21 protein-coding genes are annotated in these 22,106 nt (G+C 68.9%); 11 read left to right on the top strand and 10 right to left on the bottom strand.

The features are described from left to right. Window positions 1–9 precede the first annotated feature (9 nt). From ACSQ25_RS18205 to ACSQ25_RS18175, 7 genes are all read right to left on the bottom strand, one after another. Window positions 10–1,080: a flavodoxin family protein gene (locus ACSQ25_RS18205; protein WP_436107074.1), complete on the bottom strand. Its 1,071-nt coding sequence runs from the start codon at window positions 1,078–1,080 to the stop codon at window positions 10–12. A 132-nt stretch (window positions 1,081–1,212) separates the two neighbouring features. After that, complete coding sequence (locus tag ACSQ25_RS18200; RefSeq protein WP_436107073.1) at window positions 1,213–2,526, bottom strand: tetratricopeptide repeat protein; 1,314 nt, start codon at window positions 2,524–2,526, stop codon at window positions 1,213–1,215. Window positions 2,527–2,678: 152 nt separating this feature from the next. Continuing rightward, window positions 2,679–4,190, bottom strand: coding sequence for a beta-N-acetylhexosaminidase (nagZ, locus tag ACSQ25_RS18195; RefSeq protein ID WP_436107072.1), 1,512 nt, complete (start codon window positions 4,188–4,190; stop codon window positions 2,679–2,681). 12 nt (window positions 4,191–4,202) lie between these two features. Then, entirely contained in the window at window positions 4,203–5,213 is a 1,011-nt protein-coding gene (locus ACSQ25_RS18190; RefSeq protein ID WP_436108103.1) for an SIS domain-containing protein, read from the bottom strand. Window positions 5,214–5,233: 20 nt separating this feature from the next. Then, window positions 5,234–6,319 (bottom strand): N-acetylglucosamine-6-phosphate deacetylase, encoded by a 1,086-nt coding sequence (gene nagA, locus ACSQ25_RS18185; RefSeq protein WP_436107071.1) that lies wholly within the window; start codon window positions 6,317–6,319, stop codon window positions 5,234–5,236. Further along, window positions 6,316–7,194 carry a BadF/BadG/BcrA/BcrD ATPase family protein gene (locus ACSQ25_RS18180; RefSeq protein ID WP_436107070.1) on the bottom strand — a complete coding sequence of 293 codons (879 nt, stop codon included), beginning with the start codon at window positions 7,192–7,194 and terminating at the stop codon, window positions 6,316–6,318. Before ACSQ25_RS18180 ends, nagA begins: the two co-directional genes overlap by 4 nt. A 173-nt stretch (window positions 7,195–7,367) precedes the next feature. Further along, window positions 7,368–8,699: a GIN domain-containing protein gene (locus tag ACSQ25_RS18175; RefSeq protein WP_436107069.1), complete on the bottom strand. Its 1,332-nt coding sequence runs from the start codon at window positions 8,697–8,699 to the stop codon at window positions 7,368–7,370. Between the two features lie 220 nt (window positions 8,700–8,919). Between ACSQ25_RS18175 and ACSQ25_RS18170 the strand changes: the two genes are divergently transcribed. The 9 genes from ACSQ25_RS18170 (at window position 8,920) to bufB (ending at window position 17,683) form a co-directional block, all read left to right on the top strand. Beyond that, complete coding sequence (locus ACSQ25_RS18170) at window positions 8,920–11,745, top strand: PAS domain S-box protein (protein WP_436107068.1); 2,826 nt, start codon at window positions 8,920–8,922, stop codon at window positions 11,743–11,745. A gap of 84 nt (window positions 11,746–11,829) precedes the next feature. Beyond that, complete coding sequence (locus tag ACSQ25_RS18165) at window positions 11,830–12,015, top strand: hypothetical protein (protein WP_436107067.1); 186 nt, start codon at window positions 11,830–11,832, stop codon at window positions 12,013–12,015. Window positions 12,016–12,021: 6 nt separating this feature from the next. Beyond that, window positions 12,022–12,498 (top strand): hypothetical protein, encoded by a 477-nt coding sequence (locus tag ACSQ25_RS18160; protein WP_436107066.1) that lies wholly within the window; start codon window positions 12,022–12,024, stop codon window positions 12,496–12,498. Window positions 12,499–12,517: 19 nt separating this feature from the next. Beyond that, on the top strand, window positions 12,518–14,116 hold the full coding sequence (locus ACSQ25_RS18155) for an AAA family ATPase (RefSeq protein ID WP_436107065.1): 1,599 nt from the start codon (window positions 12,518–12,520) through the stop codon (window positions 14,114–14,116). A 3-nt stretch (window positions 14,117–14,119) separates the two neighbouring features. Then, complete coding sequence (locus ACSQ25_RS18150; protein ID WP_436107064.1) at window positions 14,120–14,785, top strand: general secretion pathway protein GspB; 666 nt, start codon at window positions 14,120–14,122, stop codon at window positions 14,783–14,785. Further along, complete coding sequence (mobB, locus tag ACSQ25_RS18145; RefSeq protein WP_436107063.1) at window positions 14,757–15,299, top strand: molybdopterin-guanine dinucleotide biosynthesis protein B; 543 nt, start codon at window positions 14,757–14,759, stop codon at window positions 15,297–15,299. The genes ACSQ25_RS18150 and mobB overlap by 29 nt, the downstream gene beginning before the upstream one ends. 53 nt (window positions 15,300–15,352) lie before the next feature. Next, a complete protein-coding gene (locus ACSQ25_RS18140; RefSeq protein ID WP_436107062.1) occupies window positions 15,353–15,550 on the top strand; it encodes a YjfB family protein in 198 nt (65 codons plus the stop codon). A gap of 206 nt (window positions 15,551–15,756) precedes the next feature. Further along, window positions 15,757–16,059 carry a BufA1 family periplasmic bufferin-type metallophore gene (locus ACSQ25_RS18135; protein WP_436107061.1) on the top strand — a complete coding sequence of 101 codons (303 nt, stop codon included), beginning with the start codon at window positions 15,757–15,759 and terminating at the stop codon, window positions 16,057–16,059. 4 nt (window positions 16,060–16,063) lie between these two features. Then, a complete protein-coding gene (gene bufB, locus ACSQ25_RS18130; protein ID WP_436107060.1) occupies window positions 16,064–17,683 on the top strand; it encodes an MNIO family bufferin maturase in 1,620 nt (539 codons plus the stop codon). Window positions 17,684–17,687: 4 nt separating this feature from the next. On the opposite strand, the gene ACSQ25_RS18125 is transcribed toward bufB, so the two are convergent. The 3 genes from ACSQ25_RS18125 to fumC form a co-directional block, all read right to left on the bottom strand. Continuing rightward, the gene (locus ACSQ25_RS18125) at window positions 17,688–17,969 is read right to left on the bottom strand and encodes a DUF883 family protein (protein WP_436107059.1); all 282 of its coding nucleotides are present in this window, start codon (window positions 17,967–17,969) and stop codon (window positions 17,688–17,690) included. 112 nt (window positions 17,970–18,081) lie between these two features. Next, on the bottom strand, window positions 18,082–18,294 hold the full coding sequence (locus tag ACSQ25_RS18120; RefSeq protein WP_436107058.1) for an RNA-binding S4 domain-containing protein: 213 nt from the start codon (window positions 18,292–18,294) through the stop codon (window positions 18,082–18,084). 18 nt (window positions 18,295–18,312) lie between these two features. Next, window positions 18,313–19,710: a class II fumarate hydratase gene (gene fumC / locus ACSQ25_RS18115; protein WP_436107057.1), complete on the bottom strand. Its 1,398-nt coding sequence runs from the start codon at window positions 19,708–19,710 to the stop codon at window positions 18,313–18,315. A 128-nt stretch (window positions 19,711–19,838) separates the two neighbouring features. Between fumC and ACSQ25_RS18110 the strand changes: the two genes are divergently transcribed. Both ACSQ25_RS18110 and ACSQ25_RS18105 read left to right on the top strand, forming a co-directional pair. Continuing rightward, window positions 19,839–20,789, top strand: a complete 951-nt coding sequence (locus tag ACSQ25_RS18110) for a type IV pilus assembly protein FimV (RefSeq protein ID WP_436107056.1) — start codon at window positions 19,839–19,841, stop codon at window positions 20,787–20,789. 324 nt (window positions 20,790–21,113) lie between these two features. Continuing rightward, complete coding sequence (locus tag ACSQ25_RS18105) at window positions 21,114–22,058, top strand: HDOD domain-containing protein (RefSeq protein WP_436107055.1); 945 nt, start codon at window positions 21,114–21,116, stop codon at window positions 22,056–22,058. The last annotated feature ends 48 nt before the right edge of the window (window positions 22,059–22,106 follow it).

The raw sequence follows: 22,106 nt of genomic DNA, 5'->3' as shown, positions 1-22,106 counted from the left end.
ATTCTATCTTTACTTCGGGCGCGGGCTCTTCAGCTCATGGCTGACGACGGCGACACGCCCGGCGCGGATCTCCCGCACCGCCGCCTCGACGGCGCGGGCGACATTGCGCACTTCTTCCTGAACCGCCACATCGCGGTCCAGCGCATCATGGCTTTCGGCGTAGGATTCGTAGTAGCCGATATAACGGTCGAGCTGGGCGAAACTGCCTGCGTCGAGCAGGCCCATCCATCCCAGCCAGTCCGACAAGGCGCGCCGGGTGCCTTCGATACCCGCGACGTCGCCGTGGACCACCAGGCCGAATGCACGTCCGGCAAGGTGCTTTGGATAATCCCAGCCCTTGAGTTCCAGTTCCTTGGCTTCAGCCGGGGACTTGCCGTGCGTCGAGGTCGGGTCGGGGTTGCCGCCGTCGGCGCAGACCAGCCGGTCGATCATCGCCTTGAGGACGGCAGGGGTCTGGTACCAATAGGTCGGCGTGACGATGATGACGCCATGGGCGCTGACCCAGCGCTCGTAGATCTCGTTCATCCAGTCGTTCACCTGGCGCAGCGAATGGTTGGGGTAGCAGCTGCAGGGCCAGTGACACAGCGGCATCGCGGTCGAGACGCATGCCTTGCAGGGATGGATATGACGATCGTAGTCCGACACCACGCGACTCAGGTCGAGCAGGTCGGTCTCGATGCCCAAACCGTCCAGTGTTTCCTTCGCCAGCATGCTCAGGCGCCAGGACTTTGAAATCTCTCCGGGACAGGTGCCATCGTTGCGGGCTGCGCCGTTGATCAGGAGGATACGGCTGCGCGTGGCCGGGTCTTTCTGCCTTGCCTCGGCCGCCTTCAGGCGGTCGGACGCTTCTTTCCATTCGACCGACAAGTCGTAGTCGGGATCGGCAAAACCCGGTCCGGCCTTGACCGTGCGCGGGGCCTTGCGGCCTTCCCGGTAAGCGTCCCAAGCCACCTGCTCGACGGCATCGAGCGCATCGTCGACGCCCTCATAAGCAGGGTCATACAGCGCGCGCCGGAAGCGCAGGTGGAATTCATCGCGCCCCAGCATCGCCGGCGCCTGCCCCTTGCGAACATGTGTCATGCCATCCTCCCTGGATTGCCGGAATTATCGGATGGAAATCGAAGCCGGGATGTTCGGAAGCGCACGCAAGGACGCAAGGGCGAAAAAAAAGCCGGACGCACGGTCCGGCTTCCTCTACGGCCTGCGCGCTGCTTACTGCGCAGCGACCGCGGCGCCACCCTGCTGCTGCAGCAGGATGACCCAGTACTTGGCGATGTCGGCAGCGCCGCCCTTGCCGTTGATGCCCTGGAAGGTCTGGATCGCTTCGGCCTTCTTGCCGGCGCGGGCCTGTGCCATGCCGAGGCGCAGCTTGGCTTCGTCCGGCGCCTTCAGGCCGCCCTTGGCGATACCCTGCTGGATGAAACCGATGCCCTTGTCGGCCTGGCCCATCGTGGCGTAAGCCCAGCCCAGGTTGACGAGGCCGGCGCCGGTCTTGGCCTTGGCGGCGTTCGCTTCACCCGCGCCGATGGTCTTGACGTCGTCGGCGGCCTGCTTGGTCGCCTTGCTGCGCAGTGCGGTATGGGTCTTGGCATCGCTGCCCTTGCCCAGTACGCCGGAGGCGAAGCCGGCATCCAGCACTTCCTTGGCTTCTGCCGGGAAACCGTCGCGCAGGGCGACTTCTGCCAGGTAGGTATAGTGCTCGGGCGGCATCGCCTTCACGGCTGCCATCTCCAGGCGCAGCATGTCGGCGCCATAGGTCGGCTCATCGAAGCCGGCCTTGCGGGTGATGCCACGGCTCAGCAGGTCCATCCAGAAGTCGTCGGTCGGGTAGTGCTGCACCAGGTTTTCGAGCGCGAACAGGTAGGTCGCGGTGTCCTTGGCCTTGTTGGCTTCCTGGCCCAGCAGGCGCAGGTCGTTCTCGGTCGGCTTCTGGCCCGCCTTCTTGGCGTCGTTGATGTTGGCCATCAACAGTTCCTTGGCGCCGGCGAAGTTACCGCTATTGGTCTGGGCGCGCGACAGGGCGAAGCGCACCTTCGAGGCGTCGCCGCCTTCCTTCACGAAGCGGTTGTACCACTCGACCGCTTTCGGGTAGTTCTTGGCATTGAAGTTGGCGTCGCCCAGTGCCTGGTAATAGTTCAGCTGCTCGGCCGGGGTCAGGCGGCCCGAGTTCAGGATCGCTTCCATGGTCGGCAGCGCGACGGCGTTGTTCTCCGAACCCAGGGCCCAGGACAGCTTCATGCGGTTGATGACGTACTCCTCGTAAGGGGTACGGTTCGGCATGGCTTCGGCCTGGGCGATGCGGTTCTGCACTTCGGTGAAGTTCTTGGCGTCCATCAGCGCCTTGATGGCAGCCGGGTCGAGCAACTTGAACATGTCGGGACGGACGGTGTCCTTCGCGGCTGCCTGCGCGGCGGCAGCCGGCGCGTCGCTCTTCTGCTGCGCGTGGGCGCTGGACACCAGTGCCGGGGCGGTGACGCCGATCGCGGCGAGCATCAGGCAGAGGCGGGCAAGACGGAATTGGGCCATGAATAATCCTTCAATCAAGTCGATAGTGGTGAGATATGCATACTCGGCAACATAGCGAGATTGCTATCCCGGCAAAGTGCGCATTGTCCCATAAAACTGCCTATTTCAGGCTCGGCAATTGTGCCCTAGCGTGCGCGGGAAAGGGCGCGTGCTTACATAGCGTTACCATCTTTCGCACCGGCATGTTCGAAGCCAGGCACCGGGCAATGTCCCGCCGCCTCGATGTGGCCCGCCAGCCAGTCGATTACGGCATCCAGCGCAGGCGCCGCGAAGCCGTAGGTCATCAGGGCAGGGGCGTCGAAGTCGAGCGCCTGATAGGGGTTCCAAAGCGCCAGGTGCAGGTCGGGGCGCCAGCTGGCGCGGGCCTGCGGGCCGTAGCGCCGGCGCGAGGTCGAGGCCAGGATCGTGAAGCGCCCGTCCTGCGGCAGCGCGCGCCAGTCGAAGGCCTCGGCGTCGGCGAAGGTCACCAGTTCGACCTCGTACAGGCGGCCCAGCGCGGCGGCAATCGCGGCTGCCGGCACGCCGGCTTCGGACACGCCGTCGCTGACCACGTCGGCACGCGCGACCAGGCGGACGCGGCTAGCCCGTGCGGGACGCTGCGGCTGGCCGAGCGCGCTCAGGCCGGCGCGCCAGGCGCGCGCCATCAGGGCACGGTCGTCGACCTCGGTCGCATACGTCACCGGGCCGGCCGGGTGCGCATCCGCCAGTTTCTGCAGGCGTGCCAGGCGCGCCTCGACTTCCGCCAGCGGCAGCACGCCGTCGCGGATCGCCGTCGCGATCGCGTGCACGGTTTCTTCCTGGGTCTCGCGCGACCCGATCGCCATCACCATGTCGGCGCCCGCCACCAGCGCGTTGACGGCCGCCTGGCCGGCGCTGTAGCGGTGGGCGATCGCGTGCATGTCCATGCCGTCGGTGATGATCACGCCTTCATAGCCGAAGCGCTCGCGCAGGATGCCGGTCAGGATCGGGCGCGACATCGTGGCCGGATTGACCGGATCCAGTGCGGGGTAGACGATGTGGGCGGTCATCACTGCGGATGCCTTCGGCGCCGCGATGCGGAAGGGCGCGAACTCGAAGCGCTCCAGTTCCGCCAAGGGCTTGTCCACGGTCGGCAGGTCGCGGTGCGAATCGACGTGGGTGTCGCCGTGGCCGGGGAAGTGCTTGACGCAGCAGGCCACGCCTTCGCTTTCGGAGCCTTCCATCCAGGCCATCGCGATGCGCGCGGCGGTCTCGGGGTCGGCGCCGAAGGAACGCTCGGCGATCACCGGGTTGTGCGGATTGTTGTTCAGGTCCAGCACCGGCGCGAAGTTCCAGTTGAAGCCGAGCGCACGCACCGCGCGCGCCACCGCGGCGCCGACCTCGCGCGCCAGCTGCGGATCGTTGGCCGCGCCGAGCGCCATGGCGCTCGGCGGCGCCGGCACCCAGGTCGAGCGCACCACGGCGCCGCCTTCCTGGTCGAGGGCGATCAGGGCCTGCGGGCCGAGCGCGTCGCGCAAGGCGCGGTTGAAGCGCGTCAGCTGGGCCGCGTCCGTCATGTTCTGGCGGAACAGGCAGGCGCCGCGCACCTTGTACTGGCGCAGGAAGGCGTCGGTATCGGCATCGAGTTCGGTGCCGAACAGGCGCACCATCATCAGCTGGCCGGCGAGGTCGAGGTAGTTGCTCATCGCTTGGTTCGCTTAGTTCGTCTTGGTCACTTTGCTGAGGTGGCGCGGCTTGTCCGGGTCGAGGCCGCGCGCCTCGGACAACTGCGCCGCCATCATGTAGAAGGCCTGGATCGCGGCGATCGGGTCGAGGTCGGGGATGGCCGCCGTCGGCAGGGTCAGGTCGCGGCTGGCGATGTCCTGCGGGGCGGCGAGCAGCACGCGCGCGCCGCGGCCGCGCATCTCGTCGGCCAGCGCCACCAGGCCGCTTTGTGCCGGGCCGCGGGTGGCGAAGATCAAGAGCGGATAGCCTTCCTCGATCAGGGCCATCGGGCCGTGCTTGATCTCGGCGCCCGAGAAGGCCTCGGCCTGCAGCGCCGAGGTTTCCTTGAATTTCAGGGCCGACTCCAGCGCCACCGGGAAGCTGATGCCGCGGCCGACCACCATGATGTTGCGGGCCGGGGCCAGCACCTCGATCGCGGGCGACCAGTCGGCCTGGCTGGCGGCGCGCAACGCGTCCGGCAGGGCGGCGATGCCATCCTTGAGTTCGGGATCGTTCTGCCATTCGCTCACCAGGCGTGCGCCGGCGACCATGCTGGCGATGAAGCTCTTGGTGGCGGCCACGCTCTGCTCTTTACCCGCGTGGAGGGGCATGGTCCATTCGGCCGCTTGCGCCAGCGGAGAGGCGGCATCGTTCACCAGCGCCACGGTGGTGGCGCCGCCGTCGCGGAAGTAGCGGATCGGCTCGACCACGTCCGGGCTCTGGCCCGACTGCGAGATCGACACCGCCAGGGTGTCGCGCGTCACCAGCGGCGACTTGTACAGCGTGATCAGCGACATCGGCAGCGAGGTCACCAGGCGGCCCATGCGCGCCATGATCAGGTAGGCCAGGTAGCTCGAGGCGTGGTCGGAGCTGCCGCGCGCGACCGTCACCGCGCTGTGGAAGTTGGTGGAGCGCAGCGCGCGGCCCAGTTCCGCATAGCGCTCGGCATCCTGCGCCAGCTGTTGCGCGACGCAGTCGCCGGCGGACAGGGCTTCCTGGTACATGAGGGACGTGGGGACGGCGGTCACTGGGCTTCTCCTTCGATATAGACGGCTTTGATGTTCAGGTCGCGGTCGAGGACCACGAAGTCGGCGTGGCAGCCCGGCGCCAGGCGGCCGCGCTGGGTTTCGCCGAGGTAGTCGGCGGCATGGGTGGATACGCGCAAGCTGGCTTCTCTCAGCGGCAGGCCGATCTTGACCAGGTTGCGCAGCGCCTGGTCCATGGTGAGGGTACTGCCGGCCAGGGTGCCGTCGGCCAGGCGTACGCCGCCCATGCACTTGTGGACGACCTGGCGGCCCAGCATGTATTCGCCGTCCGGCATGCCGGAGGCGGCGGTGGAATCGGTCACGCAGAACAGCTTCGGGATGCAGCGCAGCGCGGTCTTGATCGCGCCCGGGTGTACGTGCAGCAGGTCGGGGATGATCTCGGCGTATTCGGCGTGCGCCAGCGCGGCGCCGACCATGCCGGGGTCGCGGTGGTGCAGGCCGGGCATGGCGTTGAACAGGTGGGTGAAGCCGGCCGCGCCATGCTCGAGCGCCTCCACGCCGACCTCGTAGGAACCGTTGGTATGGCCGATCTGGACCCGGATGCCGGCGTCGGCGATGGCGCGCAGCAGATCCATGTGGCCGTCGATCTCGGGCGCCACCGTGATCAGGCGCATCGGGGCCTGGTCGTTGAAGCGATTGACTTCGTCGAGCGTGGCTTCGCGCGCATAGGGCGGCTGGGCGCCCAGCTTGCCCGAGTTGATGTAGGGGCCTTCCAGGTGCACGCCGAGGATGCGCGCCTCGCCCTTGCCGCGTGACTTGATCGCGGCGCCGATCGAGGCGAGCGCACGCTCGATGTCCTCGACCGGGGCGGTCATGGTGGTGGCCAGCAGGGCGGTGGTGCCGTGCTTCGCATGCAGGGCCGCGATCACGTGCGGCGCGTCGCCGCCTTCCATCATGTCGCGCCCGGCGCCGCCGTGCACGTGCACGTCGATGAAGCCGGGCAGGATGTAGTCGTCGCTGTTGGCCGAGGGGTCCACTTCGTGGCCGTCGATGGCGTCGATGCGGGCGCCGTGGCGCAGTTCGCCGTGGATCCAGCCGCCGGGGGTGAGGATGTTGCCTTTCATTGTGCTGCTCCTTGTAGGTGGCGCCCGATCATGCGCAGTGCGCCGGCGGCCGAGTCGCCTTGCGCCGGCACGCAGCGCGCCAGCGTGTCGGCCGGCAGCCAGGCGCGCAGGGCCTCGCCCAGGCCGCCGCACAGGGCCAGCGGCAGGGTGTGGCTGCGGTCGAGCGCATCGGCGATGCTGGCCACTTCGCGGCCTGCGTGTTCGAGGATGGCGCGGGCGACCGGATCGGTCGCGCCGTGGGCCACGACGAAGCGCGCCAGGCCGGCGTAGGCGGTCTGGTTGGCGCGGCCGAGCCAGACCTGCACCGCGTCGCGCGAGCCGCCGCAGAAGGCGATGACTTCGCGCGCGAAGGCGCGGCCTTCGACGCGGCCGTCGAGCACCTGTTCGATGTGGTTCAGTGCGCGCAGGCCCATCCAGGCGCCGCTCGCTTCGTCCCCGGCCGGGAAACCCCAGCCGCCGACTTCGACCTTGCTGCCGTCCGCCAGCATGGCTTCGCCGACGCTGCCGGTACCGATCGCGACGATCGCACCGGGGCGGCCGGCATGGGCGCCCATCAGGGTGGTGAAGCCGTCGGTGTCGAGGGCCAGGGCAGCGTAGCCGGGATTGGCGGCGACGAACTGGGCCGCCCACTCCTTGTTGTGCACGCCGGCCAGGCCGAGGCCGATGGCGCAGGCATGCATGGGAACGCGGTCGATGCCGACGGTGGAAAAGGCTTCGGCGACGACGCCCTGGATGGTGGTCCAGGCATTGTCGATGCCGCGCGACAGGGCCGATGGGCCGCCGCTTGCCTGGGCGATTTCAATACCGTCGGGACGGGCCAGGCGCACGCGGGTGCCGGTACCGCCGCCATCGACGCCGATGAGATAGTCGGTCATGGTGTAAGTGTTCTGCCGGGGAGGTCAGCGCACTATAGGCAGGCGGTACGGTGATGTCAACAGGTATTTAACTGGTATGCAAATTTCCTGTGCAGGAATCGCTCCATGACCGCGACTTATTTGCATAAGTCGTTGATTGTGCAAATCTTTTATTGGTATCTGAATTGGTATGGTCACTCGGCGTGGCGGCTGCCGCTGCGGTCCACCAGCAGTAGCTGGCCGTCGCCCCGGGACGCACGGCCAGTAAGGTTCACTGCGGCATTGGCCGGCCCGGTTACGGCGATGTCGGCGCGTGCGGCACTCAGGCGTCGGCCGTCGAGGCCGCCCGAGCCGCTGAGCCGGGCCTTGACCAGGTCGACCTTGCCCCCGACCCTGGCGGCGCCCGGCCCGGTGATCTTGAGCAGCAGGCGCTTGCCTTCGACATTCGCGTCCAGGCCGCCCGAACCGTGCAGTTCGGCGTCCAGGGTGTCCGACACGCTGGCCAGTTCGATGCCGCCCGGGCCGCGTGCCTTGACGGTAGCGCGCTTCACCTCCAGCTCGCCCGCTTCCAGGTCGCCCGAGCCGCTCACCTCGGCGGTCAGATCGCCGATGCTGCCGCTCAGGGTGGCGCTGCCGGGGCCGCCGAGGCGGACCATGGCGCTGGCCGCCTGCAGGCCGCTGGCCTGCAGCTCGCCCGAGCCCTGCACTTCGGCATCGAATTTCCTGATGTTGCCGGCCACGCAGGCATTGCCGGGGCCGCGCTGGACCGTGGATGCCGCCTCGGCCGCCAGCGCGCAGGCCTCGAAGTCGCCCGAGCCGCTGATCTCGGCGCGCAGTTCGCGTGCGCTGCCCGACAGCTTCATGCCGCCCGGGCCGCTCATGCGCGCGTGCAGGCGCGCGAGGCGCAGCGCGTCGGCTTCGAGGTCGCCCGAGCCGCTCAGCGTCGCCGCCAGTTCGTTGCCGACGCCGGACAGGCGCACGTCGCCCGGCCCCGACATGGTCAGCTCGACATTGGCCGCCTTCAGGCGGTGCAGGTCGAGGTCGCCGCTGCCGCTGGCGCGTACCGCCAGCTCGCGCACCGCGCCGGCCGCCTGCAGGTCGCCCGGACCGTCGACGCTGAGGCTGAAGCGCTCGCCCGCCAGCTGGCTCAGGTCGACGTCGCCGCTGCCGGACATCCTGAGACTCTTGAGCTGGCTGGCAGTGATGGTGATCGTCGGCGTTTCGCGCTTGCCCCAGCTGAAGTGGAAGCCGTTGCGCTGCAGCGGCCGCACCACCAGGGTATCGCCGCGCACGACGGTCTCGATCTCGTCGAGCTGCTTGCGCTCGCCCGACAGTTCGAGCGACTGGCGGCCCTGGGCGCGCACCACGACGTCGTAGGGTCCGGCCAGTTCGATGGCGCTGAAGGGCTGGACGCTGCGCTGCTGCGAGACCGTAGCGGCCGGCGCTTCGGCATGGCTGGCCTGGGTGGCGAAGAAGCCGGCGGCGATGGCGGCGGCGAGGAGGGCGGGCTTGAGGACGGTTTTCATGTTCTTGTTGTCGGTAAAAACATCGGGAGCCTGAACCATAAGCCAGGGCGCCGGCCCGCGCTTGCGGAAACCGACGGAAGCGCGAAAACGTGGAACGAAATGCACATTCCTGCGATGAGCCGCAGCGGCAGGCCGGGCATGCCAGCCGGAACCTTGTTGGCATGCGCGGCCGCTTTGGATTAGCCTGTCTGTCCCGCTATTGACTCTTTTAAACGGCCTGATGAGCTACAGGGAACAAGCGCAGGCATTGGCCGCCATCGGCGACCTGGTTGTGACACACGAGCTCGGCTCGCGGCCGGTCCGCACGCCCGAGCTGGCGGCTGAAAACCGCGAGCTGGCCGCGCTTGCCCTGGACCTGGCGCAGCAGCCGGACGGCGTACCGGCACGCATCGAGCAAGTGCTGCGCGCGCTGTGCCGCGGCGACGCTGCCGGCACCAGCCTGCCGGAGCCGCAGGACGGCGGCTTCGACTGGCGCGCGGCGAGCGGCAAGGCGCCCATGCTGCTGCGCGATCCGGCCCGTGTCTTCCCCTTCCTGCAGGACGGCGGGCCGCAGCCGTCCGAGATGTTGCTGCTGCCCTGGAGCAGCGAGGGCGAAGCGGACGGTGTGCTGTGGGTGGCCAGCCATGATCCGGCGCGCCGTTTCGACGCCGGGGATGCGCGCCTGCTGCGCAGCCTGGCGGGCTTCGCCGCCGCGGCGCAGCGCATAGCTGCAGCCGGGCCGAGTGCGCGCGAATGGCAGCAGGCCCAGGCGCGCCTGGCCGACCAGATGGCGCAACGCGCCGCCGCCGAGCACGAACTGCGCCAGAGCCATGCGATCCTGACGGCGGCGATGGAGACCGAAGCGGTGGGCCTGGCTTTCTACACGCTCGACGGCGTCATCCTCGACTGCAACGCGGCGCTCGAGCGGATGAGCGGCTACAGCCGCGAGGAGCTGCGCACGATCACGCGCTGGCCCGACCTGGCCACCCCCGAATTCGCCGCGACCACGATGCGCGCGCTGACCGAACTGCGCGAGGGCGGCCGCACGGCGCCCTACATGAAACAGCTGGTGCGCAAGGACGGCAGCCGCTGGTGGGCGATGGTGGCGCCGACCTGCCTGCCGGGCGAAGGCGAAACGCGCAGGTGCATCGCCTTCGTCCTCGACATCTCCGAGACGCGCGAGGCCGAAACGGCGCTGCAGGCCAGCGAAGAACGCTTCCAGGCCCTGGTGAAAGGCTTCGCGCAGGCGGTGTGGGAGACCGACGCCGACGGCGTGATGCGCACCGAGTCGCCCAGCTGGCGCGCGCTGACGGGGCAGGGACCCGGCGAATCCCTGGGCTTCGGCTGGGCCAATGCGGTCCACCCCGACGACCGCCACTTCATCCTGCGCCACTGGCACGAGGCGCTGGGCGCGGGATCGCCGGTGAATGCCGAGTACCGGCTGCGCCAGGCCGGCGGCGGCTGGCGCTGGACCAATGTGCGTGCCGCCCCGGTGCGCAATCCGGACGGCAGCGTGGCGCGCTGGGTCGGCATGAACATCGACGTCGACGCGCGCCGCCAGGCCGAGGCGGCGCTGCGCGAAAGCGAGGGCCGCTTCCGGGTGCTGGCCGAAGCCTCGCCGGCGCTGATCTTCCAGCTCGACGAACAGGGCCAGGTGAGCTACGCCAACCGGCGCAGCTTCGAGATGGTGGGCCTGCAGGTCGGGGCCAACCCGGACGGGGGCTGGGGCACGCTGCTGCATCCGGACGATGGTCCGCGCTACATCGAGCAGGTGCGGGCTGCGATTGCCGGCCGCAGCTCCCTCCAGCAGCGCGTGCGGGCACGCGCCGCCGACGGCCGCTGGCACTGGTTCGAGAGCCACCTCGCGCCCCTGTTCGGCCAGGGCGGCGCCTACCGCGGCCACGTCGGCATCGCGATCGACGTCACCGTGGCGGTGCAGGCGGAGCAGGCGCTGCGCGAGGCCGACCGCCGCAAGGAGGAGTTCCTGGCCACCCTGGCGCACGAGCTGCGCAACCCGCTGGCGCCGATCAGCAATGCCGTGCACCTGTTGCGCCGGCCGGACGGGCGCCGCACGGCCGACCGCATGGTCGAGATGGTGGGGCGCCAGGTGCGCCAGATGGTGCGCCTGGTGGACGACCTGATGGACGTCTCGCGCATCACCCAGGGCAAGCTGGAACTGCGCCGCGAGCCCTTGTCCCTGGCCGAGGTCCTGTCGATGGCGGTCGAGACCAGCATGCCGGCGATCGAGGCCGGGCGCCACGAACTGACCGTCTCGCTGCCGGAAGAAACCCTGGTGCTGGAGGCCGACAAGGTCAGGCTGACCCAGGTCTTCGGCAACATGCTGAACAACGCGGCCAGGTACACCGACCGCGGTGGCCGCATCTGGCTCGCGGCGTGGCGCGAGGGCGCGCAGGTGGTGGTGTCGGTGCGCGACAGCGGCATCGGCATCCCGGCCGCCAAGCTGCCGCACGTGTTCGAGATGTTCTCGCAAGCCCACCGCGACAGCGCGCGCGGCCAGGCCGGCCTGGGCATCGGGCTGACCATGGTGCGCAGCCTGGTCGAGCTGCACGGGGGCAGCGTCGAGGCGCGCAGCGAAGGACTGGGGCAGGGCAGCGAGTTCATCGTCCGCCTGCCGCTGGCCGAGGCACCGCAGGCGTTGCCGCAACAGCCGGGCGGCCCTGCCGAGGCGCCGCTGGAAGGGCGGCGTATCCTGGTGGTGGACGACAATGGCGATGCCGCCGAATCGCTGGCCCTGCTCCTGGAGTCGTCCGGCGCCGAGGTGCGCACTGCCAGGGAGGGGCCCGCGGGGCTGGCGCTGGCGCGCGAATTCGCGCCGCACGCCGTCCTGCTCGACCTGGGCATGCCCGGCATGGACGGTTTCGAGGTGGCGCGCCGCCTGCGCGCCGAGCCGCGCCACGCGGGACTGGCGATCATCGCCCTGACCGGCTGGGGCCAGGAGGAAGACCGGCGGCGGACCCGGGACAGCGGCTTCGACCAGCACCTGACCAAGCCGGTGGATGTCGGGCAGCTGCTCGACATCTTGGTGCGGATCAAGCCGGCGGACTAGGCGGACCGGTCCGGCTGTGGCTGGACCGCAACAGCCGGGCAGGGACCCGCGGTGTCATAATGCGGGCATGGAAGGAGAACTCCCGTGATTCGCTATATGGGCACCCGCAAGAACGAGGACGGCGCTGCCGTCTACGTCTTTCTCGTCAACGGCATGCAGAAGGAAGTGCGTGAGCATGCGCTCAAGCAGCATCCTGGCTGCTATGAAGCCCTGCCGGCCACGGTCAAGGCCCAGATCGCGGCCAACCGCGCCTGGCTGTCCAGGCTGTAGCCGGCCATGCGACTTTCCCGACTCGCGCCCGGCGCCATGCTGGCTGGCGCGCTCGCGGCTCCCTGTTCTTCCGCATACGCCATGCCCTCGACCTTCAGCCAGGTCGTCGGCAATGCGCTGCTGTGCCGCAGCCACCTCGACAACCGTACTTTCCACGACTACCTGAGCAGCTCCTTCGGCCCGGCCTACAAGCGCGAGGGCGGGGCCTGGTGGTTCCGGGTCGAGGCCACGCTCTGGGGCGCGGAAGTGAAGGAAGTCATGGTCAGCGACGACAGCAGCGAGCTGGCCTTCATTGCCGCCGTGACCGACAGCAGCCCGGAAGCGCTGGAAGGCGCGATCCGCAGCGGCGCCGGCACTGCGTTCCACGCGGTCGACGCTTCTGCCTTTCCCTTGCGCGTCTCGAAGCTGGGCAGCACGATCGCTTACGCGAATGACAAAAGCAAGATATATTGCGTAAAGTACAAATCGCAGCCGCCCCGCTAGCTCCCCGTTTCACTTGCTCATGTACAACCACTATTTCCACCTGAAGGGTGCGCCCTTCTCGATCGCCCCCGATCCGCGCTACCTGTTCATGAGCGAGCGCCACCGCGAGGCATTGGCGCACCTGCTCTACGGTATCGGCAGCGGCGGCGGCTTCGTCCTGCTGACCGGCGAGATCGGGGCCGGCAAGACCACGGTCTGCCGCTGCTTCATCGAGCAGATTCCCGAGAATTGCCGCCTGGCCTATATCTTCAACCCGCGCCTGAGCGTCGAGGAACTGCTGCTGAGCGTGTGCGACGAGCTGCGCATCGCGCTGCCGCCGGCCGCCACCCACATCGGGCTGAAGGGCTACGTCGACGCCATCAACCGCTACCTGCTCGAATCGCACGCGCAGGGGCTGAACAACGTGCTGGTGATCGACGAGGCGCAAAACCTGTCGGCCGAGGTGCTGGAGCAACTGCGCCTGCTGACCAACCTCGAGACCAGCGAGCGCAAGCTGCTGCAGATCATCCTGATCGGCCAGCCCGAGCTGCGCGCCATGCTGGCGCGCCCGGAGCTGGAGCAACTTGCCCAGCGCGTGATCGCGCGCTACCACCTGGGACCGCTGTCGGAAGCCGAGACCGGTGCCTACGTCGCCCACCGGCTGGCGGTGGCGGGCGCCGGCGGAACACCGTTCCCGCCCGCGCTGACGCCGCTGATCCATGGGCTGACGCAGGGCGTCCCGCGCCGCATCAACCTGCTGTGCGACCGCGCGCTGCTCGGCGCCTACGTCGAGACCAGCCCGCAGGTGACGCGCACCATCCTGAAAAAGGCGGCGGCCGAGGTCTTCGCCGGCGAGCCGTCCGCGCCGCGCCGCCCGCGCCTGCCGCTGGTGGCGGGCGGCGTGCTGGCGGCGGCGGCCGTCAGCGCGGCTGCCTGGCAGGCATTGCCGGCGCGTTCGCCGGCGCCGCCGGTACAAGCCGCCGCGCCCGCCAAGGCCGCGCCGGCGGCTGCGCGCGTCAGCCCGTCCAAGGTGCCGCCGGTGCAGGCCGATCAAGCCAATGCCTTGCGCGAACTGGCGGCGCTGTGGGGGCAGCCGCTGGCCGACGCACTGGCAGGAGACCAGCCCTGCGAGGCGGCGCTGCGCCTGGACCTGCGCTGCCACCAGGGCCGCGGCGGCCTGTACGAACTGCGCATGCTCGACCGGCCGGCCGTCGTCACCCTGCACGACGGCCCGCGCACCGGTTATGCCGTGCTGTCTGCGCTGGACGGCAACAGCGTCACCCTGAGCGCCGGCGCGCGCCGCGAGAAGATCGACCTGGCCAGCTTCGTGGCCCGCTTCGGCGGCGAGTTCACGACCTTCTGGCGCATGCCGCGCGCTTTCCGCGACGAGCTGGCCGAGGGCGACCGCGGCCTCGATGTCGACTGGCTGGGCGGGCGCCTGGCCCAGTTGAACGGGACCGCGGCGCCGCAGGCCGGCAGCCCCTTCGACGCCCACACACGTGAATGGTTGCGCCGTTTCCAGGCCGCGCAGAACCTGAAGGCGGACGGCCTGGCCGGTCCGCGCACCTACATGCGCCTGAACCAGCTTTCCGGCGTGCCCGAGCCGCGCCTGCTGGCGCAGGCCGCGACAGGAAAATAAGGCATGTCCTACATCCTCGAAGCCCTCAAGAAGGCACAGGCGGAGCGCCAGCTCGGCAACGCGCCGACCATCCACGCACCGGCGCCGAGCTATACGGCCGGCGTGACCCGCAGCACGCGCAACCCGCTGATGGTCGGCATCGTTGCCGGCAGCATCGTCGTGGCGCTCGGTGCGCTGTTCCTGCTGCGCCAGCCTGCGCCGGCGCTGCAAGTGGCGAGCGCGCCGGCACCGGCGCCTGTACCAGCGCCTGCGCCGGTCGCTCCGCCGCCAAGGCCGGCGGAACCGGTGAAGGCGGAACCACCGCCAGCTCCTGTCAAACCCGCCGCCAAGCCGGCGGCGCCTGCCATCAAGCCGAAGCCGGCGCCGCGCGCCGAACCCGTCGAGGTGGTGCAGGAAACGCCGGCTCCGGCCCCCGTCGCGGCCGCCCCGGCGCCGGAGGACAGCGTCGGTCCGCTGCAATCGCTGCCGGAAGCGGTCCAGCGCGAGGTGCCGAAAGTGGCCTTCGGCGGCTACATCTATTCGCCGAACCCGGCCGAGCGCCTGCTGCTGGTCGACAAGATGCTGCGCCGCGAAGGCGAGGAAGTCGCGCCCGGGCTGGTGCTGGAGCGCCTGCTGCCGAAGGCCGCGATCATGAATTTCCGTGGCTACCGCTACCGTGTCGCTTACTGACGCGGGGCGGGTGCTGGGCGTGGTCGGCTGGTCCGGCAGCGGCAAGACCTCGCTGCTGGAGGAGCTGATCAAGCGGCTGGCGGAGCAGGGGCTGCGCATCAACGTCGTCAAGCACAGCCACCACGACGTCGAGCTCGAACCGCCGCGCAAGGACAGCGCGCGCCTGCGCATGGCCGGCGCGGCCGAGGTGATGCTGGCCTCTCCCTACCGCGTCGCCATCCTGCGCGAGCTGCGCGGGGCGGCCGAGCCTGCGCTGGCGGAGCACCTGGCCCGCCTGGCGCCGGCCGACCTGACGCTGGTGGAAGGCTACAAGTGGGAGCGCATGCCCAAGCTGGAGGTGTTCCGCCCCAGCCTGAGCAAGCCGGCCCTGTATCCGGAGGATCCCGACATCCTGGCCGTGGTCTCGGACGCGCCGCCGCCGCCGGGCGGGGAGGGCGGGCCGGCATGGCTGGACCTGAATGATGCGGATCAAGTCATGGCCTGGCTGGAGAAATGGATGCGGTCGGAGGCCTAAAGTTTTCGCGCAGGCTGCCGTAAAGAGGGGATACGCCTTAATGGGAGAACGACATGGATGTGTCCGCCATCGCCAAGCTGTCCACCAGCATCGCTGAAACCGGCAACCGCCAGGATGTGAGCCTGGCCGTGTTCAAGAAGGCCCAGCAGATCCAGGAAGCGACCGCCACCCAGCTGCTCGACGCGCTGCCGGCCGTGCAGTCGGCGAATTTGCCGGCGCACCTGGGGAACAAGATCAATACGACGGCTTGAGCCGGCGTTTTCGGCTGCTCTACGGAATTGGATCCCGGCCTTCGCCGGGATGACGTGCTCACGTTGACAACTCACGGTAGAGTCGTCGTCCCGGCGAAGGCCGGGACCCAAGTTTGATCTGCAGCTACCAGCTTCACCCACTCCACCTTGCATCTTTCCCCCGCCTGATAAATACTGGCGCCTTCACCCAGCCAGGAGTAAGCCGCATGACCCACCGCCACGCCCTGATCGCCGCCGCCCTTGCCGGCGTCTGCGCCCATGCCGCCGCCCAGGACCAGATGGGGGCACCGAAGGCCGACCAGGAAGCCTGCTACGGCGTGGCCAAGGCCGGCCAGAACGATTGCGGCACCGCCACCCATGGCTGCGCCGGCGTCGCCAAGGCCGACAATGACCCGAACGAATGGAAATTCGTCGCCAAGGGCACCTGCACCAAGCTGGGCGGTTCGCTCGAGGCCGGCAAGCCCGCCCAGGACAAGGCCGAGCCGGCCAAGACCGAACCCAAGAAGTAAGCCCATGACCGCCCCAGGCGTGGGGCTGCGCGCGCCGCACTACCGCGCCTTCCTGGAACAGCGCCCGGCAGTCGGCTTCATCGAAGTCCACAGCGAGAACTACCTCGCCCGCGCCGGCTGGGACTGGCATGTCCTTACCCAGCTGCGCCGTGACTATCCCCTCAGCCTGCATGGTGTCGGGCTCGGCCTCGGCTCGGCGCGCGGCTTTTCCGATGCCCACCTGGAACGCGTGCGCGCCCTGGTCGAGGCCGTCGATCCCTTCCTCGTTTCCGAACACCTGAGCTGGGGCGCGCTGGCCGACCGCCAGCTCAACGACCTGCTGCCGCTGACCCTCGATGAAGCCGCGCTGGCGCTGCTGTGCGACCGGGTCGACCGGGTGCAGAACCTGCTGGGCCGCCGCCTGCTGGTCGAGAACGTCTCGACCTATGTGCGCTTCCGCGCCGATACCATGAGCGAGGCCGCCTTCCTGGCCGAACTGGCGCGCCGCACCGGCTGCGGCATCCTGCTCGACGTCAACAATCTCTACGTCAACCAGCACAACCACGGCGAAGACGCGCTGGCCGCGATCGCCGCGCTCCCCGTGCACAGCGTCGGCGAAATCCACCTCGCCGGCCACCTGGAAACGCCGCTGGCCCTGGTCGACCACCACGGCGCCGCGGTGGCCGAGCCGGTCTGGGCCTTGTACCGCGCCGCGCTGCGGCGCTTCGGCCGGGTACCTTCCCTGGTCGAGTGGGACGCCGACCTGCCGCCGCTCGAGGTCCTGGTGGCGGAGGCCGCCAAGGCCGGGGCGATCGCAGCGGACTACCCCGTGCCGCATGCCGCGCCCGCGAGCCGCACGCCGGCGCCGCCGCCGGCGCCGAACGAGGCCCTCGCCACGCTCCAGCAGCAATTCGGCGCGGCCCTGTTCGACCGTCGGCAGGAAGCCGCCTTGCAGCCCCTGCTTGGCGCGGGCGGGCTGGAGCGGCTGGCGCTGTACCGCGGCAACCTGACTGCCGGCTGGGAGCGCGCCCTCGGCGAAGCCTGTCCGGTATTGCGCCGGCTGGTGGGAGAAGAATTTTTCGCAGGCCTGGCGCGTGCCTACGGCAAGGCATTGCCCTCGCAGGATCCCGACCTGGCCGGCTTCGGCGCGCGCTTTGCCGATTTCCTGGCCGGATTCGCACCAGGCGCGGCCTATCCTTATTTGCCCGACGTGGCGCGCCTGGAGTGGGCCGTCCACCGCGCCTGCCTGGCGCCGGACCGGACGCCGCTCGGGATCGCGGCACTGACGGAGATGGCGCCGGCAACGCTCGATGCCGCCCGCTTCACCCTGCATCCCTCCGTGAGCCTGCTGCACAGCCCCTGGGCCGTGGGCGCACTGTGGCAGGCGCACCAGCCGGGCGGTCCGGACCTGCCGGCGCAGGTGGATACGCCGTGCACGCTACTTGTCGTGCGGCGCGGCTGGCGGGTGGAGGTGGTGGAACTGGGCGCACCCGAGGCGGCGGCCCTGGCGCGGCTGGCGGCGGGCGCCAGCTTTGGCGAGGCCATCGATGCCGCGTTGGCGCTCGAGGCGGCGCCCGACATCGGCGCCATGCTGCAGGGCTGGTTCAGGCTCGGTGTTGTCGCCGCGATTGCGGCCGACGGATAAGTTCTTAGTGGAAAGCGCGCAGGATGCGCTGTTCACCGGTCCGGTCGCGGAAACGTTCATTGGCGGCGCGGGTGGCGGCCATCATGCGTTCGAGCTGGGCGTCTTCGAAACGCGCCAGTTCCTCATTCGCCGCTTCCAGTGCCAGCGCCAGCTTGGCGCGGGCATTCTGGTACAGCACGCTGGTGTAATGATCGGTGTTTTTCAGCAGCTCTTCCGCGTTCTCGATGACGAGACGCAGGTCTCCGATGAGCTGCTCCTGGGATTGGGCGCGGTTCGGGGTTTCCATCGCTTCACCTTTGGCCGGTTGATTTAAGTCGACTCTGACGACTTAAAATATAAACAAGGAAGCCCCGCTCTGTTTGTTAGCGCGCAAACATAAGCCCGCTGTTTTAGCCCCCTTATTGCACCCGGATCTGCAGGTCGCCGAGGCTGACCGTCTGGCCGCTGCGGATCTTCGCGGTCTTGCGCAGTTCCTGCTTGCCGTCGACCGACACCACGCCGCTGGCGACCATGTTCTTGCCGGCGCCGCCGCTGTCGACCAGGCCGACCAGCTTCAGCAGTTGGTTGAGCTCGACGAATTCCGACGTCAAATCGAATACTACTTTTTGCATGTTTATCCTCAGTAATTATTAGTCGACCGGATCCGGGCGGGTCATGTCGATCGGCACGATCCACTGGTCGAACTGCTGCCCGGTGACGAAACCGGACTGCAGCGCGGCCTGGCGCAGGGTCAGGCCCTCGTGCGACGCCGTCTTGGCGATTTGCGCGGCGCGATCATACCCGATGTGCGGGGCCAGTGCGGTCACCAGCATCAGGGATTTTTCCATCAGCTCGGCGATGCGGGCGTGGTTCGGCTCGATGCCCTGGACGCAGTGCTCGTCGAAGGAACGCATGCCGTCGGCCAGCAGGCGCGCGCTCTGCAGGAAGTTGTGGGCGATCATGGGCTTGAACACGTTCAGCTCGAAATTACCCTGGGAGCCGCCGACCGTGATCGCGACGTCGTTGCCGAACACCTGGCAGCACAGCATCGTCAGCGCCTCGCACTGGGTCGGATTGACCTTGCCCGGCATGATCGAGCTGCCCGGTTCGTTTTCCGGGATCGTGATTTCACCCAGGCCCGAGCGCGGGCCCGAGGCCATCCAGCGCACGTCGTTGGCGATCTTCATGAGGGCCGTGGCCAGGGTCTTGAAGGCGCCGTGGGCGGATACCATGGCGTCGTGCCCGGCCAGCGCCATGAATTTGTTGGGCGCGCTCTTGAAGCTCAGGCCGGTGCGCGAGCCGAGCTCGGCCGCGATGCGCGGCGCGAAGTCGGGGTGAGCGTTCAGCCCGGTGCCTACCGCCGTGCCGCCTGCGGCCAGCAGGAGCAGGCCGGGCAGGGTGGAGCGGATCGCGCTTTCCGCGAATTCCAGCTGGGCGACGTAGCCGGAGAACTCCTGGCCCAGGGTCAGGGGCGTGGCGTCCTGCAGGTGGGTGCGGCCGATCTTGACGATGGATTCGAAATCGCGCGACTTGCGCAGCAGGGTGCCGCGCAACTGTCCGAGTGCCGGCAGCAGGTTCTGGGCCACGGCGATCGCGGCGGCCACGTGCATGGCGGTCGGGAAGATGTCGTTCGAGGACTGGCCCATGTTGACGTGGTCGTTCGGGTGCAGCAAGCGTTTCTCGCCGCGCTCGCCACCCATCAGCTCGGAACCCCGGTTGGCCAGCACCTCATTCATGTTCATATTGCTCTGGGTGCCGGAACCGGTCTGCCAGACGGCCAGCGGGAATGCGTCCGGGTGACGGCCTTCCAGCACCTCGTCGGCGGCGCGGATGATGGCCTCGGCCTTGTCCGCCGGGAGCTTGCCGAGCGAACGGTTGACCGCGGCGGCGGCGCGCTTGACCTGGGCCAGGGCCGCGACCAGTTCCGGCGCCATGCGCTCGCTCGAGATGTGGAAATGGTGGAGCGAACGCTGGGTCTGGGCGCCCCACAGCTGCTGTGCGGGGACCTCGATCGGGCCGAAACTGTCCTTCTCAATCCTGTTGTCCATGGCTGTCCTGTGAATGAATGCGGGCTCTGGCTAAAGAGTTTAGCCGATTGTCCGATATATACGCTCTGGCTTCATTTTCGGTTCCCGCTATGGCTTGCCGCCTTCCACTGTTATTCACTTGCGCGCTGTTGGCCGGCGCTGCCCCGGCGGCCGAGCTCGGCGAACCGCGCGTGAGCTCCTGGCTCGGCCAGCCGCTGGTGGCCGACATCGAGCTCACCATGCTGGAAGACGCCGCCACTCCGGTCGGGGTGCGCCTGGCGCATCCGAACGTCTACCGCGGCGCCAACATCGGCATGCCGGCGGTGCTGTCCACGCTCAGGATGTCGGTGATGCGGCGCGACGGGCGCCAGTTCCTGCACATCACCTCGCTCGGCCCGGTCGCGTCGGAACACCTGCATCTGTACCTGGAGCTGGCCGACGGTTCGCAGCGGAGCGTGCGGCTGGCGACCCTGTGGCTGACACCGGATCCAAATCCTGTCCCGGCGCCGGTTGCTGCCCCGGTCATCGCCAAGGCGGTCGAGCCCGAGCTGAAGCCGGTACCGAAACAGGAGCCTGCGCCCAGGCCGGTCCCGGCCAGGCCGAAGCCGGTTCCCGTGGCGCGCAAGGCCGCCGAGCCCGTCGCCGTCAAACCCACTCCGGCCCCGGCCGGCGCCGCCTGCGCGCCCCAGCCCCGGCAAGAGGTCGATGCCTGCGTCGTGCTGGGTGCGAAGAACGCCTTGCTGCGCGAGCAGTTGGGCAATCTCGAGGACAAGGTGAGGCTGCTGCAGGTGGCGGCGGGTGCCGCGCCGGCCCCGGCCGCGCAAGCCGTCAAGGTCCACAAGCCGAAGAAGAAAAAGCCGGAACCGCCGCCGGAGCCCGGCACGCCCTGGCTGCTGGTGGGTGCCGGCGCCGGCGCGCTGGCGCTGCTGGCCGGACTGGTGCTCGTCCTGCGCCGCAGGAAGGCGGCGCGGCGCAAGGACAGTCCGCGCGTCGGCCTGGGAGCGCGCCTGAAAGCACGCCTGCAGCGCAAGGCGGCGCCGGTTGCGGCGGTCGAGCCGACCCTGGAACGGGGTGCGCACGAGTCGTCTACACAAGTCTGATTTTTCCGCTATACTGGTTTCGTGGTCGCGAGATCATGAACGGCACAGAGGCCTGGCGCAGCCACCACCGATAGCGTGGCGCGGAAAGCAGGCAGACGTTGAAGAAACGCCTGTGTCCGGAAGCAGTTTGTCTGCCAACTGCGGCAGCGGACGCCGGATGCAACCGGCAAGAGGCGACGCCAGGAGATACCTGGAGGTCGCTCTCCCCGATTCCGTGGCCGAGCCTTCCGCTCGGACACATCCAAAAGCGCCTGCGAGCGCTTTTGTCGTTTCAGGCGCCGGACAGGCTACAATCCACCTTGCATGAAAAACTGGATCAATCGCTTGTTGAGCACCCCGGAACCCCAGGCGTCCACGCCCGAGGTTGCCGCCCCACAGCCCGATGCGGTCACTGGGGACGATGCTGCGATCGATACCCTGTATTACCGCTGGCTGGCCGGACCGGCCGGCTTCGACGCGCCGCCGGACACCGAGCGCCTGATCCTGGAGCAGGTGAGCACGCTGGCCCAGAATCCGGCCCTCGCGGCCGAGCTGGTGCCGCGCGTTCCGGAGCTGATCCCCAAGCTGCTGCGCAGCCTGCGCGACGAAAGCGTCGGCACGGGCGAGCTGGCCGCGCAGGTGGCCGAAGACGTGGTGCTGGTGGCCGAAGTGCTGCGCGAGGCGAACAGCGCCTATTACCGGCCGGCCACCCCGATCAAGACCCTGGACGCGGCGATCATGCTGATCGGCCAGAACGGCCTGCGCATGCTGCTGGCGCGGGTCGCCTTCCGGCCGCTGATCAAGCTGCACGAGGCGGGCTTCGCGCGCCGGGCCGCGCCGCTGGTATGGAACCATTCAGAAAAATGCGCGGTGGCAGCCAGCCTGATGGCGTCCGCGGTTGCCGCCGACTTCTTCGAATCCTGCCTGGCCGGGCTGATGCAGGATGTCGGGCTGGTGGTGGCCTTCCGGCTGGCCGACCGCGTCTGCCACAACGGCAAGGTGCCGGCCTCCGAAACCTTTGGGGTGGAGCTGCTGGCGCGCAGCCGGCAGTTGTCGGCGGTCATCGCCAGGCATTGGGATTTCCCGGACAAGGTCGCCGACGCGATCGCGCAGGCGGGTGGGGCGGGCGGATCGAGCCTGGCGCAGGCGCTGGCGCAGGGCGACCGCATCGCCAAGCTGCGCCTGCTGATCGATGCCGGCCTGGTGAGCGAGGACGACGCCCTCGTCATGGAAGGGCTGAACGGTTACGAGCGGCGCTGCCTCGGCAAGCTGAGCAAGCTGGACGAATAATCGTCCGCCAAGAAAAAAGGCACCCGCAGGTGCCTTGATCTCGATAAT

The organism is Massilia sp. LjRoot122, from assembly GCF_964252725.1.
Classification (GTDB): Bacteria; Pseudomonadota; Gammaproteobacteria; order Burkholderiales; family Burkholderiaceae_D; genus Telluria.
This window is presented reverse-complemented; position numbering and strand designations above follow the sequence as displayed.

What these genes read in the sequence shown, in the direction of transcription:
- nagA (WP_436107071.1), bottom strand. Translation starts at nt 6,319, where the DNA reads ATGAAAGGCAACATCCTCACCCCCGGCGGCTGGATCCACGGCGAACTG.
- fumC (WP_436107057.1), bottom strand. Translation starts at nt 19,710, where the DNA reads ATGGACAACAGGATTGAGAAGGACAGTTTCGGCCCGATCGAGGTCCCC.
- ACSQ25_RS18180 (WP_436107070.1), bottom strand. Translation starts at nt 7,194, where the DNA reads ATGACCGACTATCTCATCGGCGTCGATGGCGGCGGTACCGGCACCCGC.
- ACSQ25_RS18160 (WP_436107066.1), top strand. Translation starts at nt 12,022, where the DNA reads ATGCGACTTTCCCGACTCGCGCCCGGCGCCATGCTGGCTGGCGCGCTC.
- ACSQ25_RS18150 (WP_436107064.1), top strand. Translation starts at nt 14,120, where the DNA reads ATGTCCTACATCCTCGAAGCCCTCAAGAAGGCACAGGCGGAGCGCCAG.
- ACSQ25_RS18125 (WP_436107059.1), bottom strand. Translation starts at nt 17,969, where the DNA reads ATGGAAACCCCGAACCGCGCCCAATCCCAGGAGCAGCTCATCGGAGAC.
- ACSQ25_RS18140 (WP_436107062.1), top strand. Translation starts at nt 15,353, where the DNA reads ATGGATGTGTCCGCCATCGCCAAGCTGTCCACCAGCATCGCTGAAACC.
- ACSQ25_RS18135 (WP_436107061.1), top strand. Translation starts at nt 15,757, where the DNA reads ATGACCCACCGCCACGCCCTGATCGCCGCCGCCCTTGCCGGCGTCTGC.
- ACSQ25_RS18200 (WP_436107073.1), bottom strand. Translation starts at nt 2,526, where the DNA reads ATGGCCCAATTCCGTCTTGCCCGCCTCTGCCTGATGCTCGCCGCGATC.
- ACSQ25_RS18155 (WP_436107065.1), top strand. Translation starts at nt 12,518, where the DNA reads ATGTACAACCACTATTTCCACCTGAAGGGTGCGCCCTTCTCGATCGCC.
- bufB (WP_436107060.1), top strand. Translation starts at nt 16,064, where the DNA reads ATGACCGCCCCAGGCGTGGGGCTGCGCGCGCCGCACTACCGCGCCTTC.
- ACSQ25_RS18190 (WP_436108103.1), bottom strand. Translation starts at nt 5,213, where the DNA reads ATGTACCAGGAAGCCCTGTCCGCCGGCGACTGCGTCGCGCAACAGCTG.
- ACSQ25_RS18205 (WP_436107074.1), bottom strand. Translation starts at nt 1,080, where the DNA reads ATGACACATGTTCGCAAGGGGCAGGCGCCGGCGATGCTGGGGCGCGAT.
- ACSQ25_RS18175 (WP_436107069.1), bottom strand. Translation starts at nt 8,699, where the DNA reads ATGAAAACCGTCCTCAAGCCCGCCCTCCTCGCCGCCGCCATCGCCGCC.
- ACSQ25_RS18170 (WP_436107068.1), top strand. Translation starts at nt 8,920, where the DNA reads ATGAGCTACAGGGAACAAGCGCAGGCATTGGCCGCCATCGGCGACCTG.
- nagZ (WP_436107072.1), bottom strand. Translation starts at nt 4,190, where the DNA reads ATGAGCAACTACCTCGACCTCGCCGGCCAGCTGATGATGGTGCGCCTG.
- ACSQ25_RS18120 (WP_436107058.1), bottom strand. Translation starts at nt 18,294, where the DNA reads ATGCAAAAAGTAGTATTCGATTTGACGTCGGAATTCGTCGAGCTCAAC.